The 13,638-nt window shown below is 58.5% G+C and carries 15 protein-coding genes; 10 read left to right on the top strand and 5 right to left on the bottom strand.

The window, feature by feature from the left end:
* Window positions 1-261: 261 nt before the first annotated feature.
* The 3 genes from A15D_RS16305 to A15D_RS16315 form a co-directional block, all read right to left on the bottom strand.
* A complete protein-coding gene (locus A15D_RS16305) occupies window positions 262-657 on the bottom strand; it encodes an acyl-CoA thioesterase (RefSeq protein ID WP_022985849.1) in 396 nt (131 codons plus the stop codon).
* Window positions 658-856: 199 nt separating this feature from the next.
* Window positions 857-2,227, bottom strand: a complete 1,371-nt coding sequence (locus tag A15D_RS16310; RefSeq protein WP_369825847.1) for a TRAP transporter large permease subunit — start codon at window positions 2,225-2,227, stop codon at window positions 857-859.
* Window positions 2,227-2,772: a TRAP transporter small permease subunit gene (locus A15D_RS16315; protein ID WP_102792789.1), complete on the bottom strand. Its 546-nt coding sequence runs from the start codon at window positions 2,770-2,772 to the stop codon at window positions 2,227-2,229. Before A15D_RS16315 ends, A15D_RS16310 begins: the two co-directional genes overlap by 1 nt.
* Window positions 2,773-3,061: 289 nt before the next feature.
* Between A15D_RS16315 and A15D_RS16320 the strand changes: the two genes are divergently transcribed.
* The 9 genes from A15D_RS16320 (at window position 3,062) to arsH (ending at window position 11,662) form a co-directional block, all read left to right on the top strand.
* Window positions 3,062-4,114, top strand: coding sequence for a PstS family phosphate ABC transporter substrate-binding protein (locus A15D_RS16320; protein WP_102792799.1), 1,053 nt, complete (start codon window positions 3,062-3,064; stop codon window positions 4,112-4,114).
* A 166-nt stretch (window positions 4,115-4,280) separates the two neighbouring features.
* On the top strand, window positions 4,281-5,669 hold the full coding sequence (pstC, locus tag A15D_RS16325) for a phosphate ABC transporter permease subunit PstC (protein WP_102792790.1): 1,389 nt from the start codon (window positions 4,281-4,283) through the stop codon (window positions 5,667-5,669).
* 10 nt (window positions 5,670-5,679) lie between these two features.
* Window positions 5,680-6,948 (top strand): phosphate ABC transporter permease PstA, encoded by a 1,269-nt coding sequence (gene pstA, locus A15D_RS16330; protein WP_102792791.1) that lies wholly within the window; start codon window positions 5,680-5,682, stop codon window positions 6,946-6,948.
* Window positions 6,949-6,961: 13 nt separating this feature from the next.
* Window positions 6,962-7,849, top strand: a complete 888-nt coding sequence (gene pstB, locus A15D_RS16335; protein ID WP_102792792.1) for a phosphate ABC transporter ATP-binding protein PstB — start codon at window positions 6,962-6,964, stop codon at window positions 7,847-7,849.
* Between the two features lie 17 nt (window positions 7,850-7,866).
* On the top strand, window positions 7,867-8,583 hold the full coding sequence (gene phoU / locus A15D_RS16340; protein WP_369825848.1) for a phosphate signaling complex protein PhoU: 717 nt from the start codon (window positions 7,867-7,869) through the stop codon (window positions 8,581-8,583).
* A 392-nt stretch (window positions 8,584-8,975) separates the two neighbouring features.
* Complete coding sequence (locus A15D_RS16345) at window positions 8,976-9,293, top strand: metalloregulator ArsR/SmtB family transcription factor (protein ID WP_102792800.1); 318 nt, start codon at window positions 8,976-8,978, stop codon at window positions 9,291-9,293.
* A 15-nt stretch (window positions 9,294-9,308) separates the two neighbouring features.
* Window positions 9,309-9,803, top strand: a complete 495-nt coding sequence (locus tag A15D_RS16350; RefSeq protein ID WP_102792794.1) for an arsenate reductase ArsC — start codon at window positions 9,309-9,311, stop codon at window positions 9,801-9,803.
* Window positions 9,803-10,819, top strand: coding sequence for an ACR3 family arsenite efflux transporter (gene arsB / locus A15D_RS16355; RefSeq protein ID WP_102792795.1), 1,017 nt, complete (start codon window positions 9,803-9,805; stop codon window positions 10,817-10,819). The genes A15D_RS16350 and arsB overlap by 1 nt, the downstream gene beginning before the upstream one ends.
* A gap of 132 nt (window positions 10,820-10,951) precedes the next feature.
* A complete protein-coding gene (gene arsH, locus A15D_RS16360) occupies window positions 10,952-11,662 on the top strand; it encodes an arsenical resistance protein ArsH (protein WP_102792796.1) in 711 nt (236 codons plus the stop codon).
* Window positions 11,663-11,705: 43 nt separating this feature from the next.
* Here the strand turns inward: arsH and A15D_RS16365 are convergent, their stop codons facing one another.
* Window positions 11,706-12,257, bottom strand: a complete 552-nt coding sequence (locus A15D_RS16365) for a YaeQ family protein (RefSeq protein WP_031226643.1) — start codon at window positions 12,255-12,257, stop codon at window positions 11,706-11,708.
* 74 nt (window positions 12,258-12,331) lie between these two features.
* Window positions 12,332-12,886: a TMEM165/GDT1 family protein gene (locus A15D_RS16370; protein WP_102792797.1), complete on the bottom strand. Its 555-nt coding sequence runs from the start codon at window positions 12,884-12,886 to the stop codon at window positions 12,332-12,334.
* A 362-nt stretch (window positions 12,887-13,248) separates the two neighbouring features.
* Here A15D_RS16370 and A15D_RS16375 point away from each other — a divergent pair, with 362 nt between their 5' ends.
* Window positions 13,249-13,455 (top strand): SlyX family protein, encoded by a 207-nt coding sequence (locus A15D_RS16375; RefSeq protein ID WP_102792798.1) that lies wholly within the window; start codon window positions 13,249-13,251, stop codon window positions 13,453-13,455.
* The last annotated feature ends 183 nt before the right edge of the window (window positions 13,456-13,638 follow it).

Below are 13,638 nucleotides of genomic sequence, written 5' to 3' on the forward strand. Positions count from 1 at the left end.
CTCGCATGGCGAACCGAGCCCAAGCGAGGCAGGATCCAGGTCCTTGGACGCTTGCATGGTGAGAGATCCCTGAGCCTGGCTGCGCTCGGATCGCCATGCAAGCATAGCTCCTACAGCCTCTCCTGGCGCGGGTAGAATGGAACGGTCTTTCTTGTCGAGCAGGGCACCTTTTATCTGTTTTTCCCACCCACAAAAAAACGCGGGCAGAACCTGTGCCGTGTGGCACACCGTCCTGCTCGCGTTGTAGCTTGTAGCTTGAGGCTAGTCCTGCGGCACCACCCGGGTGCGCCCGGTGTCATCAATCGCCACAAAGGTGAAATGCCCTTCGGTCACCTTGGACAGGGTGCCGGTGTCTTCACGAATCCACACTTCCACCAGAATCTGCATGGAGCTGCGGCCGATGTCCTGCAGCTGGGTGTAGCAGCTGACCACGGCGCCAATGGGGACCGGGCGCAAGAAGGCCATGGAATCGATGGCCACGGTGGCGACCCGGCCACGGGCTTTTTTGCGGGCGGTAACGGCACCGGCCAGGTCCATCTGGGACACCAGCCAGCCACCAAAAATGTCGCCGTTCCAGTTGGAATCCTGGGGCATGGCAATGGTCTGGATAGCCAGGGTGCCAATGGGCTGCGGGGTGTCGTCGGTGTGATCGGTCATGTTGTTATCCACATTTTGGTCGCGGGCGCGGGGCCGTGCATGAAAGTGTTCGTCTGTCTTTCCGAAGAACGGAAAAGACCTCTAACTCGTTGAGTTCAGTGCCACTAAACAGCCTGAGCCCCCTGTAGGAGCCATGCTTGCATGGCGATCCGGGCCCAGGCGAGGCCGGGATCCAGGATTTCCGCCCCCAACAGCCGTGTCAGGGGTACAGAATGCCGGGCAACCAGGTAGCCAGTTGCGGAAACAGCGCCAGTATACCCAGCATCAGTAACTGAATAACGATAAAAGGCACTACCCCCTGATAAATCTGTGCGGTGCGGACCTCTGCCGGGGCCACGCCGCGAAGGTAGAACAGTGCGAACCCGAAAGGTGGGGTCAGGAACGAGGTTTGCAAGTTCAGGGCCAGCATCACCCCCAACCATACCGGATCGAGCCCCATGGCCAGCAGCACGGGTCCGACAATCGGCACTACCACGAAGGTGATCTCGATAAAGTCGAGAATAAAGCCGAGCAGGAAGATCAGCAGCATGACCATCAGGGTCGCGCCCAGTACCCCACCGGGCATGGCGTCGAACAGGCTGTGCACGGCGTCTTCGCCGCCAAAGCCCCGGAACACCAGCGAAAACAGACTGGCCCCAATCAGAATCATGAATACCATGGCCGTCACCCGGCTGGTGCTGCGCACTACCTCGCCGAGAATGGTCAGGTTCAGGTGCCGGTTGAAAGCGGCCAGCAGCAGGGCGCCAAAGGCCCCGACCCCGGCGGCTTCAGTGGGGGTCGCCGTGCCAGTGAGAATGGAGCCCAGTACCGCCGCGATGAGCAGCAGTGGCGGCAGTAATCCGCGCAGGATATCGCCCCACCCGGTGGCAGTTGCCTCGTCGCGGGGCATGGCGGGGGCAAGATGGGGTTTCCACCCGCTAATGGCCAGTACATACAGCAGGTACAGGCCCACCAGTATCAGCCCGGGGATCAGGGCGCCGACAAACAGATCGCCCACCGAGACCGTATCCAGCGACCATAACCCCTGCTTGAGCTGGGCTTCCTGATAGGCGTTGGAAAGCACGTCGCCCAACAGCACCAGGGCGATGGAAGGAGGGATGATCTGTCCCAGTGTGCCGGTGGCACAGATCAGGCCGGTGGCGAGCTGCGGCTGATAGCCCTGGCGCAACATGGTGGGCAGCGACAATAGCCCCATGGTCACCACGGTGGCGCCGACGATGCCGGTGCTGGCGGCCAGCAGTGCACCGACCAGAATAATCGCCAGACCCATGCCGCCGGGCAGCGGGCCAAACAGGCGGCCCATGCTGGATAACAGATTCTCTGCCACCCGGGACTTTTCCAGCATGACCCCCATGAACACGAACAGTGGCACCGCCATCAGGGTGGTGTTCTCGATGATGCCGAACAGGCGGTTGGGTACAAAGGTGAGGTCGGCGGGATTAAAGGTGCCGGTGGCCATGCCGCCCGCGGCGAACAGCAGGGCGGTGCCTCCCAGAGCAAAGGCCACCGGGTAGCCGCTGAGCAGCACCAGGCACACCGCGACGAACATGATCAGAGGGATCCACTCGATCACAGGGTGTCCTCCGGGTGTGCGGTAGGCGTGGCTAACGGCGCCCCCAGCAGGGTCAGCGCATGGCGAAGCAGGTCGGCCAGTGCCTGAATGCCCAGCAGGGCTGGCAGCACCAGCAACAGGGACTTGAGCAGATAGACGAACGGCAGGCCACCGTTGGCGGAGCCCTCCTGTTCACGCCAGCTGCTGGCCACATAGTCCAGCGAGAGCCAGAACAGGGCGGCACACAGTGGCATCAGCAGAAACAGGGTGCCCAGCAAATTGACCCAGGCACGGGTACGCGGGGAAAACCGTTGATAGAGGACGTCCACCCGCACGTGCTCGTCTTCCGCCAGGGTATAGGCAATAGCGAGCATAAACAGGGCACCGTGCAGGTAGGTCAGCGATTCCTGCAGGGCGATATTGCCGATGCCAAAGGCATAGCGCAGAGCCACCACCAGCACCATGCCGAGCACCAGAAACAGGGCAAGCCAGGCGGAAAGGCGGCCAACGGCCGTGGTCAGGCGGGTCAGGCGATGCTGCCAGCGCAGGAACGTGTGCTTCATGACACCTTGTTATTGTTGGGTCCGAGTCAGTATGGGGGCGGATTATACGGGGCTTGGCCACACTTTTCAGCCGTCAGGCCCCGTGGTTGGCGGGTTTTCCGTTTCTGGCAATGATCAGGCAAATGAAAAAAATCGAATTGCTACATGGGTGTAATGTGGCTGTCATAAAGCGTCTCTAGGATGCGCTGTGCTGAAACATGAACTGGCTTGCAACATTTAGAACAACCGGGGTGGACCAAAACAATCATCGCCGGTGCCATGTAACTGGAGGCTTATTGTGAACTTCAAGATCAAAGCAACCCTGGCGAGCGCCGCCGCTGCCCTGGCTTTCGCCAGCGCCCCGGCCACTGCCGACACCCGTGATTACATTTCCATCGTGGGTTCTTCCACTGTGTACCCGTTCGCGACCACCGTCGCTGAGCGTTTCGGTCGCAGCTCTTCCAACCCGACCCCGAAAATCGAATCTACCGGTTCCGGCGGTGGCATGAAGCTGTTCTGTGCGGGTGTGGGGACCCAGCACCCTGACGTGACCAACGCGTCCCGTCGCATGAAGAAGTCCGAGTTTGCCCAGTGCCAGGAAAATGGCGTGAAGGACATCACCGAAGTGGTTATCGGTTATGACGGCATCGTGTTTGCCAACTCTTCCAAAGGCAAGCACATGGACGTCACCCTGCGTGATCTGTTCCTGGCCCTGGCCAAGGAAGTTCCGGATCCGAAAGGCGGTGAGAAACTGGTCGCTAACCCCTACAAGACCTGGAAAGAAGTGAACCCGGCGCTGCCGAACACCAAGATCGAGGTTCTCGGTCCGCCGCCGACTTCCGGTACCCGTGACGCGTTCAACGAGCTGGCCATCGAAGGCGGCTGTAAGACCTTCCCCTGGCTGAAGGCCATCAAGGGCGAAGACAAGTCCAAGTACAAGGCAATCTGTCGCAGCATCCGTGAAGACGGTGCCTATGTCGAAGCGGGCGAAAACGACAACCTGATCGTTCAGAAGCTGGAAAAGAACCCCAACGCATTCGGCGTGTTCGGTTTCTCCTTCCTGGATCAGAACCGTGGCAAGGTACAGGGCGCTAAAGTAGGCGGTGTGGCCCCGACCTTTGATAGCATTGCCTCTGGCGACTACCCGGTATCCCGCTCCCTGTACTTCTACGTGAAGAAAGCTCACGTGGGTGTGGTACCGGGCATCGAAGGCTACGTGAAGGAATTCACCAGCGAGAAAGCCTGGGGTTCCGAGGGTTACCTGGCCGAGAAAGGCATGATCCCGCTGAGCGACGATCTGCGCGGCGACATGCAGAAACAGGCTCGTGGCCTGGTATCCATGACTGATGCCGAGCTGCACTAAGCGCTGAGTTCTGGAAGAGAAGAAAAAGCAAGGATGCTTTCAGCCCGACGGTGGAATCACCGTCGGGCTTTTTAACCAGCGATCAAATTTATGACATTTTTTTTGCAGTCAACGGTGCGTCATTATTGCTGCGTTGACTGGAGAAAAAACCTAAACGGAGAACACCATGCAAACCGGTAATCTGCTGTTGCTGCTGGTGGTAATGATCGCCGGGGCCTATTACATGGGCCACCGTCGTTCCTTTGCCCTGGCACGACCGCTGGGCGGCATCCGCCACCTGCATTCATTGCCGTTCTACTACGCCATGCGTACGGCAATCTGGTGTGCTATCCCGGCACTGGTGGTGCTGGGCGCCTGGCTGGCGTTTGATGACACCCTGATTCGCAACATGGTGATGGGAAGCCTGCCGGCGGCCAGCCAGCCGGTGGACGGCTCCGCTGCGAACCTGATGCTCAATCAGATCAGCAATGTGGCCAGTGGCGCGCTTTCTCCGGCCTCGGTATCGCCGGAGGTCGCGGCGGCAGCGGAGAAACTGAATAGCCTGCGTCAGCTCAATACCATGGCAGTCACGGTCGTTGTGATTGTGGTGGCGATGCTGGGCACCGCCTGGGGCTGGGTGAAGATTTCGCCGCAAATGCGTGCGCGGCAGCAGGTAGAAAAAGTTCTTCAAACTCTGTTTATGCTCAGTGCCACTATCGCCATCCTCACCACGGTTGGCATCCTCATGTCGGTGCTGTTCGAGTCCATTCGTTTCTTCGGCAAGGTGCCGGCCACGGACTTCCTGTTTGGCCTGCACTGGAGCCCGCAGACCGCACTGCGTGCCGATCAGGTTGCCTCTGAAGGGTCTTTCGGCGCCATTCCCCTGTTTGTGGGGACCTTGCTGATTTCTGCCATCGCCTTGCTGGTGGCGGTGCCGGTGGGGCTGATGTCTGCTATCTATCTGGCTGAATACGCGCCTGCCAAAGTGCGCGCGTTTGCCAAGCCTGCCCTGGAAGTCCTGGCCGGGGTGCCCACGGTGGTGTACGGCTTTTTTGCTGCCCTCACGGTGGCCCCGGTAATTCGTCAGCTCGGTGAATCGATTGGTCTCGATGTGGCCTCCGAGTCGGCACTGGCGGCAGGCCTGGTGATGGGCGTGATGATCATCCCGTTTGTGTCGTCGCTGGCGGATGACGTGATCACGGCGGTACCGCAAGCCCTGCGCGACGCATCGCTGGGGCTGGGTGCCACCCGTTCCGAAACCATCAAGAAGGTCATTTTCCCGGCAGCGTTGCCGGGCATCATGGGCGGTATTCTGCTGGCCGCGTCGCGTGCCATTGGTGAAACCATGATCGTGGTGATGGCCGCAGGGCTGGCAGCCAATATGACCGTCAATCCGCTGGAGGCGGTGACCACGGTCACGGTGCAGATCGTGACGCTGCTTACGGGCGACCAGGAATTCGACAGCGCCAAAACGCTGGCGGCGTTTGCGCTGGGCCTGATGCTTTTCATTACCACGCTGCTACTCAACGTGATTGCGCTTCACATCGTGAAGAAATATCGCGAACAGTACGACTAGGGGATCTGACATGAGCAAGACGACCGAACAGGTTCGCAAGTCACTGGGCAAGCGCTACCGCGCCGAAAAACGCTTCAAGGCCTATGGCGTTTCGGCTATCGGTTTTGGCCTGCTGGCCCTGGTGCTGCTGTTCACGGATATCATCGGCAAAGGGCACAGCGCCTTTTTCGAAACCTACGTGAAAATGGAGGTGATCTTCGATCAGGATACGCTGGACATCAGCGATTTCCGCGACGAAGAGCAGCTCAATTTTGCCAACTACGATGGCGTGATTCGCAATGCCCTGCGTGAAGAATTTCCGTCTGCCAGCGGCCGTCAGGAAAGACGTGAGCTGTACAGCCTGATCAGCACCGGGGCGGGCTATGAACTGCGGGACATGCTCAAGGAAGATCCTTCCTTGATGGGCCAGAGCGTAACTCTGTGGCTGCTGGCGGATGACGATGTGGATGTGTACGTGAAGTCCGCCCAGGATGACCGCCTGGAATCCCGTCTCAGTGATAACCAGAAGAGCTGGATCGAGAGTCTGGAAGCGCAGGACCGGGTGGAGTTGCAGTGGAACCAGTCCCTGTTTACCCACGGGGATTCCCGCGAGCCTGAGCTGGCGGGTATCTGGGGCGCGGTGACCGGTTCGTTCTTCACGATGCTGGTGACCTTGTTGCTGAGCTTCCCCATCGGCGTGGCCGCGGCGATCTATCTGGAAGAATTCGCCCCGAAGAACAAGTTCACCGATTTCATTGAAGTGAACATCAATAACCTTGCCGCAGTGCCTTCCATCATTTTCGGTTTGCTGGGGCTGGCAGTGATTATTGGTCTGTTCGGTTTGCCCCGTTCAGTGCCGGTCGTGGGGGGGATTGTGCTGACCCTGATGACGCTGCCGACCATCATTATTTCCAGCCGTGCCGCCATCAAGGCGGTGCCGCCGAGCATCCGCGAAGCGGCCATGGGCCTGGGTGCCTCGAAAATGCAGGTGGTGTTGCACCATGTGCTGCCACTGGCCCTGCCTGGCATGCTCACCGGTGCCATTATCGGTATGGCCCAGGCGCTGGGGGAAACGGCTCCGCTGCTGATGATCGGTATGGTGGCGTTTATTGTGGACGTCCCAGGTGGCCCGCTGGATCCCTCCACCGTGCTGCCGGTACAGATTTACCTGTGGGCCGATAGCCCGGAGCAATCCTTCGTGGCCCTGACCTCGGCAGCCATCATGGTGCTGCTGTCTTTCCTGATCGCCATGAATACGTTGGCGGTGTTCCTGCGCAAGCGCCTCGAGCGGCGCTGGTAACGAGGTAAGAATCATGGATACTGCAGAAAAGTTTGATGACAAAGCGCCAGGTAACGCGAAGCTGGCTGACCAGATTGAAGGTGAACAGGCAATGGACGAGACAATCCGCTATCCGGACCAGACGGTCGGGACCCCTTACGTGGACAACCCGAAGATGCGCATGCGTGACGTGGAGGTGTTCTACGGCGAGAAGCAGGCCATCCATGGCGTCAGCCTGGACATCGGCAAGAACGAAGTGGTGGCACTGATCGGCCCTTCCGGTTGTGGTAAATCCACTTTCCTGCGCTGCCTGAATCGCATGAACGACACCATTGATATCTGTCAGGTAAAGGGCAACCTGCATCTGGAAGATCAGGATCTTTACGATCCCAAGCTGGATGTGGTGGAGCTGCGTGCGCGGGTGGGTATGGTGTTCCAGAAGCCGAACCCGTTCCCCAAGTCCATTTACGATAACGTGGCCTATGGCCCGCGTATCCACGGCCTGGCCAACAAGAAATATGACCTGGACGAAATCGTGGAAACCAGCTTGCAAAAGGCGGGTTTGTGGAATGAAGTGAAGGACCGTCTGCATTCGCCTGGCACTGGCCTGTCCGGTGGTCAGCAGCAGCGTCTGTGTATCGCCCGTACCATTGCCGTGAGCCCGGAAGTGGTGCTGATGGATGAGCCATGTTCTGCGCTGGATCCCATTGCCACCGCCAAGATCGAAGAGCTGATTGCTGAGCTCAGCCAGTCTTACACCATTGCCATCGTGACCCACTCCATGCAGCAGGCGGCCCGTGTCTCCAACCGTACCGCCTACTTCCATCTGGGGCGTCTGGTGGAAATGAATGATACCGATACCGTGTTCACCAAGCCGGAACACGATCTGACAGAAGCCTATATCACCGGCCGCTTCGGTTAAGGCACAAGGAGAGCAGGATCATGGATCGCATGCATTTTGGTGAGCACAGCTCATCCCAGTTCAACGAAGCCCTGGAATCCATCCGCAACAACCTGATGGAGATGGGTGGCCTGGTAGAAAAGCAGGTGGTGGATGCCTTGCAGGCATTGCTGCAGGCCGATTCCGCCCTGGCGGAAAAGGTGATGGAAACCGAGGACAAGGTCGACAAGCTGGAAATGCTGATCGACGAGGAGTGCACCAAGGTGCTGGCGCTGCGCCAGCCGGCGGCGTCGGATCTGCGGTTGATTATCGCGGTTACCAAAGCGGTGTCAGACCTGGAGCGCATCGGTGACGAATCCGCCAAGATTGCCCGTATGGGGCAGCAGCTGGCGGAAGAGGGTGAGTCTCCGCGAGGCTATGTGGAGGTTCGTCATATCGGTAACCACGTGCGTAACATGTTGCGCGATACGCTGGATGCCTTTGCACGCTTTGATGCCAAAAAAGCGCTGGAAGTGGCTGCCGAAGACAAGGAAGTGGACCTGGAATACCGCAGTGCCATGCGCTCGCTGGTCACTTTCATGATGGAAGATCCCCGTTCCATTTCCCGGGTACTGAACATCATCTGGTCGCTGCGCGCGCTGGAGCGCATTGGTGATCACGCCCGCAATATTGGCGAGCAGGTGATCTATCTGGTGGAAGGCAAGGATGTGCGCCACATCAGCGTGGACGAGATTGAAGCGAAGTTGAAAAAGTAGAGCAGCCTTAAGCTACAAGCTACAAGCTACAAGCTACAAGGAAAACCCGGCCCGACAAGGTCGGGTTTTTTGTTTGGATTTCCGTAGGAGCGTCGCTCGCGGCGCGATTACCTTGCGCCTTTAAAGGCGGATTTACCACAGAGGCCACAGAGATCACTGAGTTAAAACAAGGGTTATCTCTGTGTGCTCTGTGGCCTCTGTGGTGAAAAGGTTTCTGATCCAGCGCCAGAATCGCGCCGCGAGCGACGCTCCTACGGCAAGGTTGTGCTTCTAAGCGCGGCCACATGCCTGCCCGCGGGAATAAATCTTTCCCGCGTTGCAGCTTGAAGCTTGTAGCTTGCACCTTTAATATCCGTATTTCCGGATATATAGATATAGGGATGCCAGCGGCCATGATAACACCGACCCAATTGTGCAAATGCCTGGGTGATGACACCCGTCTCAGCCTGATCTGCCTGCTGCACGGTCAGGGTGAGGTGTGTGTGTGTGATCTGGTAGACAGCCTGCAGGCACCGCAGTCCACCATTTCCCGGCATCTGGCCCAGCTGCGCCAATGCGAGCTGGTAGTGGCTCGCCGTCAGGGCACCTGGATGCATTACCAGCTGAACCCGGCATTGCCGCAATGGGCGGCCGAGGTAATTGCCACCCTGGTGATTCCGGCCCGTGAGGACCTGAACATTACCCTTCCCAACACCGCTTGCTGCGGCTAACTCTGAGAGACGGATATGAATACGCCCCTGACAATTCTGTTTTTGTGCACCGGCAATTCCTGCCGATCCATTATTGGCGAAGCGCTGGCCGATCATCTGGGTCAAGGCCGGCTTCATGGCCTGAGCGCGGGTAGCACGCCCACTGGCACCGTTAATGAAAACGCGCTGGCTGCGTTGGCGCGTCACGGTGTCGCCGTGAATAACCCCAGCTCCAAGACCATGGATGCTCTGGAAGGGGAGCAGATTGATCTGGTGATTACCGTGTGTGATGCCGCCGCCGGGGAATCCTGCCCGGTGTGGCTGGGTGATACGCCCAAGGTGCATTGGGGGCTGGCAGACCCGGCCCACGTTACTGGTAGCGAAGACACCATTCGTGCTGCGTTCGAGACCACCTATAACGAACTGCACGCACGGATTGAAGCGCTGGCATCGCTGGACCTTGAGAGCATGAATGGGCTCGGTCTTGTCGCTTGTGCACAGAAAATCCACCGTGAGATGGGTAGCGAGTAATGCCGTTTTTTGAACGCTATCTGAGTCTCTGGGTGGCCCTGGCCATTGCGGCGGGTGTCGGACTTGGGTTGGTCATGCCGGGTGCCTTCGAAGCCGTAGCCGGGTTTGAATACGCCCATGTGAACCTGGCGGTAGCGGTCTTTATCTGGGTGATGGTCTACCCGATGATGATCCAGATCGATTTCACCGCCATCAAACAGGTCGGCAAGAATCCCCGCGGCCTGTTACTGACACTGGTGATCAACTGGCTGATCAAGCCATTCACCATGGCTGCGCTGGGGTGGCTTTTTTTCAAGGTGTTTTTCGCCGGTTGGGTAGACCCGCAAACCGCTACAGAATACATCGCCGGCATGATCTTGCTGGGCGTGGCGCCCTGTACCGCCATGGTGTTTGTGTGGAGCCAGCTTACCCGCGGGGATGCCAATTACACCCTGGTTCAGGTCTCTGTTAACGACATCATCATGGTCTTTGCGTTCGCGCCGATTGCCGGTTTGTTGCTGGGCGTCAGTGACATTACCGTGCCCTGGGATACGTTGTTGCTGTCTGTGGTGTTGTATGTGTTATTGCCGCTCATCGCCGGCTTTTTGACTCGTCAGTGGCTTGGCAGCGATGAGCGGGTGGCGCAGTTTGTTCATGCGCTGAAACCGGTAAGCGTGATGGGCCTGTTGGCGACAGTGGTGCTGTTGTTTGGCTTCCAGGCCGAGACCATTTTGGCCAAACCCATGGCCATTGTGTTGATTGCCATTCCGTTGCTGATACAGACCTATGGCATTTTTGTGATTGCCTATTGGGCGGCAAAAAAACTGCGTCTGAAACATAACGTGGCAGGACCCGCTTGCCTCATTGGTACCAGCAACTTTTTCGAGTTGGCGGTGGCGGTAGCAATCAGTGTGTTCGGTCTGCATTCCGGCGCGGCTCTGGCCACGGTCGTGGGCGTGCTGGTAGAGGTTCCGGTGATGTTGTCACTGGTGGCGATTGTCAACCGTACCTCTCAGTGGTTTGAGAAAAGCAATTAATAGTTAACAGTGAATAATTAATAGCGAAAACCAGAACGGCGGAGATGGGCTGGCGCCCATTTCCGCCCTACGGTTTCGTAGGGTGGAAATTGTCTCGGCAATCTCCACCATTGTGTGGAGTGTTCAATTTCAATGAGTGATACCCCCAATCTTGATAAAAACTGTTTCCGGGTTCCGACCGCGGATGCCGTGTTTCGCGACACGCCGTCGGCGCACAAACCTCGCATTTTGTTGCTGTATGGTTCGCTGCGTTCGCGGTCGTTTAGCCGGCTTGTGGTGATGGAGGCGGCCCGGATTCTGGAAGCCATGGGCGCGGAAACGGCCATCTTTCATGCCGATGGGTTGCCATTGCCCGACAGCGAAGAGGTCGATCACCCCAAGGTGAAAGAGCTGCGTGACCGGGTGACCTGGAGCGAGGGTATGGTGTGGTGTTCGCCGGAGCGTCACGGCGCCATGACCGGCATCATGAAAGCGCAGATCGACTGGATTCCTTTGTCGCTGGGGGCAGTGCGTCCCACTCAGGGAAAAACCCTGGCGGTGATGCAGGTGTGTGGCGGGTCGCAATCATTCAACACGGTAAACCAGTTGCGCGTGCTGGGTCGCTGGATGCGTATGGTGACGATACCCAATCAGTCATCGGTGCCGAAAGCCTTTCTGGAGTTCGACGACAACGATCGCATGAAACCCTCGGGGTTCTACGACCGTATTGTCGATGTGATGGAAGAGCTGGTGAAGTTCACCTACCTGACCCGCGACCGCAGCGACTATCTCGTGGACCGCTATTCCGAGCGCAAGGAAAGCGCGGAACAGCTTATGGCACGGGTGAATCAGCGAAGCATGTAGTCGCAAAAATCAGGGCACCGACGTGATGGGTGCCCTGCCTGCTTCAGTGCGGGTTGGCCGGGTACCACTGGTCCAGCCCCATTTCTACGGAGTGCTCTGCGCTGCCGAACCACACCTGGCCATCCTGAATCATGGCCTGCAGCTGCATGCTGCGCTGGGTGCTCTCGGCGAGGGCAGCTTCACTGTCTGCACTCACATGGATAACGCGCAGGTTATCGAACCGGGTGACCTTGTTCTTGATGCTGTCCCACCATACCTGCGGAGCACGGGGACCATAGCAGTAGAGGGTGACCTGACGCGCCAGGCCGCAGGCTTTGCGAAGGCGTTTTTCGTCGGGCATGCCCAGTTCGATCCAGTGCTCCAGAGTATCATCGGGGTTGCGTTGCCACAGATCCGGTTCATCGGTGCTCGACAGCCCTTTGGTGAAGGTCAGGTCTTCGTGGGCGCTGAGCGCAAACGCCATCAGGCGTAGCATCATCCGCGATTCGGTTTCCGAAGGGTGTAGCGCCACCGTCAGGTTATGGGTGGCGTAGTAGTCCCGGTCCATATCCGAGATGGTCAGCTCGGCTTTGTAGATGGTGGCAGTCAGGGCCATGGTTTCACTCGCAAACAGGGGCGCTGGCAATACGCACATACGCAAAGTTGGATTGTAGCAGGCCTGGGGGACCGTCAGGTCACCAGCGCGAGAATACCGAAACCGAAAAACAGGGCGGCGCTAATCCGGTGTGCGCGGCGCTCGAACTGTTTGCCACCAAACTGGTGGGCCAGCCAGATGACTGGCAGGTTGGCGGCGATCATGCCCAGGGTCGAGCCACTGAGTACCGGCCAGAACTGGTCCTTGAACTGCACCGCCAGGGCAATCGTCGCCAGCTGGGTCTTGTCGCCGATCTCGGCAATGAAGAACAGCACGAGAGCGGTGAGGAAAGGCCCGTATTTCGGCTCTTCCTTGATCTCTTCATCGCCATCGGGAATCAGCATCCACAGCCCCAGGGCCATAAAGCTGATACCGAGAATCCAGCGCATCCAGTCCATCGGGACGGTGTCCGCCAACCAGTCGCCAAACCAGACCGAGGCGCCGTGATTCAACAGGGTGGCGACGACTACGCCGGCCAGAATGGGCCAGGGCTTGCGGAATTTAAGGATCAGCGCCAGCGACAGTAGCTGAGTCTTGTCACCGATTTCGCCAAGGGCAACCAGCAACAGGGAACTGAACAGGGCTTCCATTGAGGCTATTCCAGAGGGGCGGGATTAACGTTGACATGAGACACCACCTGCCAATCCCGCCCCAGCGGAATGCAAGTCGTGTCTCAGGTCTCGTCAGTCCGCGTGGCCCGGAGGGCAGTGCGGGCGTGGACGCCATGCGCATGAGGCGCAACTATGTTGACGGCCACCTTGAGGCTTGTGCCGTGAAACGGCAGTGGAAAGCGATCGAGCGACTACTCCCCCAAGACGGAATAAACCATAGCGGAAATGTGGGTAAAGGGCCAGTACAATGGTGGGAACAGCTGCAAGCGACAAGGCGATCAGGTGGGATGTCTTGCTGCTTGCCCCAGCCATTTCCGCAGGAGCTCAATAGAGAGATTCCCATGAGCGAAGACCGCTTGATTGATATCGAAACCAAACTGGCCTACCAGGAAGACCTGATCGAATCCCTCAATCAGATCGTCAGTGATCAACAGCGCCAGATCCGTGAGCTGGAAACCGCCTGTCGCAAGATGGTGGATCGACTGGTGGACTTGAGCGAAGCGTTTGCTGCCACCCAGGTGGAAGACGCCCCGCCACCGCATTACTGAGGGCCCTCAAGGGACGCTGACCGGTGGGCTAATCGCTTGCAGGCAAGCTCCCACCACAGACCACCCAAACTGTGAGAGCGGTGGTTCCACCGCGAATAAAGGGCCGGGCCCGGCCATCGCGGATTTCCGGTAAAGGCCTGATTTAACCCCCTCACTTGCCGTAGGAGCGTCGGTTATTCGCTC

The organism is Alcanivorax sp. MD8A (assembly GCF_002888555.1).
Taxonomy (GTDB): Bacteria; Pseudomonadota; Gammaproteobacteria; order Pseudomonadales; family Alcanivoracaceae; genus Alcanivorax.

Excerpts from the sequence above, each read along its gene's own strand:
- A15D_RS16305 (WP_022985849.1), bottom strand. The coding sequence starts at position 657 with ATGACCGATCACACCGACGACACCCCGCAGCCCATTGGCACCCTGGCT.
- A15D_RS16315 (WP_102792789.1), bottom strand. The coding sequence starts at position 2,772 with ATGAAGCACACGTTCCTGCGCTGGCAGCATCGCCTGACCCGCCTGACC.
- pstC (WP_102792790.1), top strand. The coding sequence starts at position 4,281 with ATGCAAACCGGTAATCTGCTGTTGCTGCTGGTGGTAATGATCGCCGGG.
- pstA (WP_102792791.1), top strand. The coding sequence starts at position 5,680 with ATGAGCAAGACGACCGAACAGGTTCGCAAGTCACTGGGCAAGCGCTAC.
- pstB (WP_102792792.1), top strand. The coding sequence starts at position 6,962 with ATGGATACTGCAGAAAAGTTTGATGACAAAGCGCCAGGTAACGCGAAG.
- A15D_RS16345 (WP_102792800.1), top strand. The coding sequence starts at position 8,976 with ATGATAACACCGACCCAATTGTGCAAATGCCTGGGTGATGACACCCGT.
- A15D_RS16350 (WP_102792794.1), top strand. The coding sequence starts at position 9,309 with ATGAATACGCCCCTGACAATTCTGTTTTTGTGCACCGGCAATTCCTGC.
- arsB (WP_102792795.1), top strand. The coding sequence starts at position 9,803 with ATGCCGTTTTTTGAACGCTATCTGAGTCTCTGGGTGGCCCTGGCCATT.
- arsH (WP_102792796.1), top strand. The coding sequence starts at position 10,952 with ATGAGTGATACCCCCAATCTTGATAAAAACTGTTTCCGGGTTCCGACC.
- A15D_RS16365 (WP_031226643.1), bottom strand. The coding sequence starts at position 12,257 with ATGGCCCTGACTGCCACCATCTACAAAGCCGAGCTGACCATCTCGGAT.
- A15D_RS16370 (WP_102792797.1), bottom strand. The coding sequence starts at position 12,886 with ATGGAAGCCCTGTTCAGTTCCCTGTTGCTGGTTGCCCTTGGCGAAATC.
- A15D_RS16375 (WP_102792798.1), top strand. The coding sequence starts at position 13,249 with ATGAGCGAAGACCGCTTGATTGATATCGAAACCAAACTGGCCTACCAG.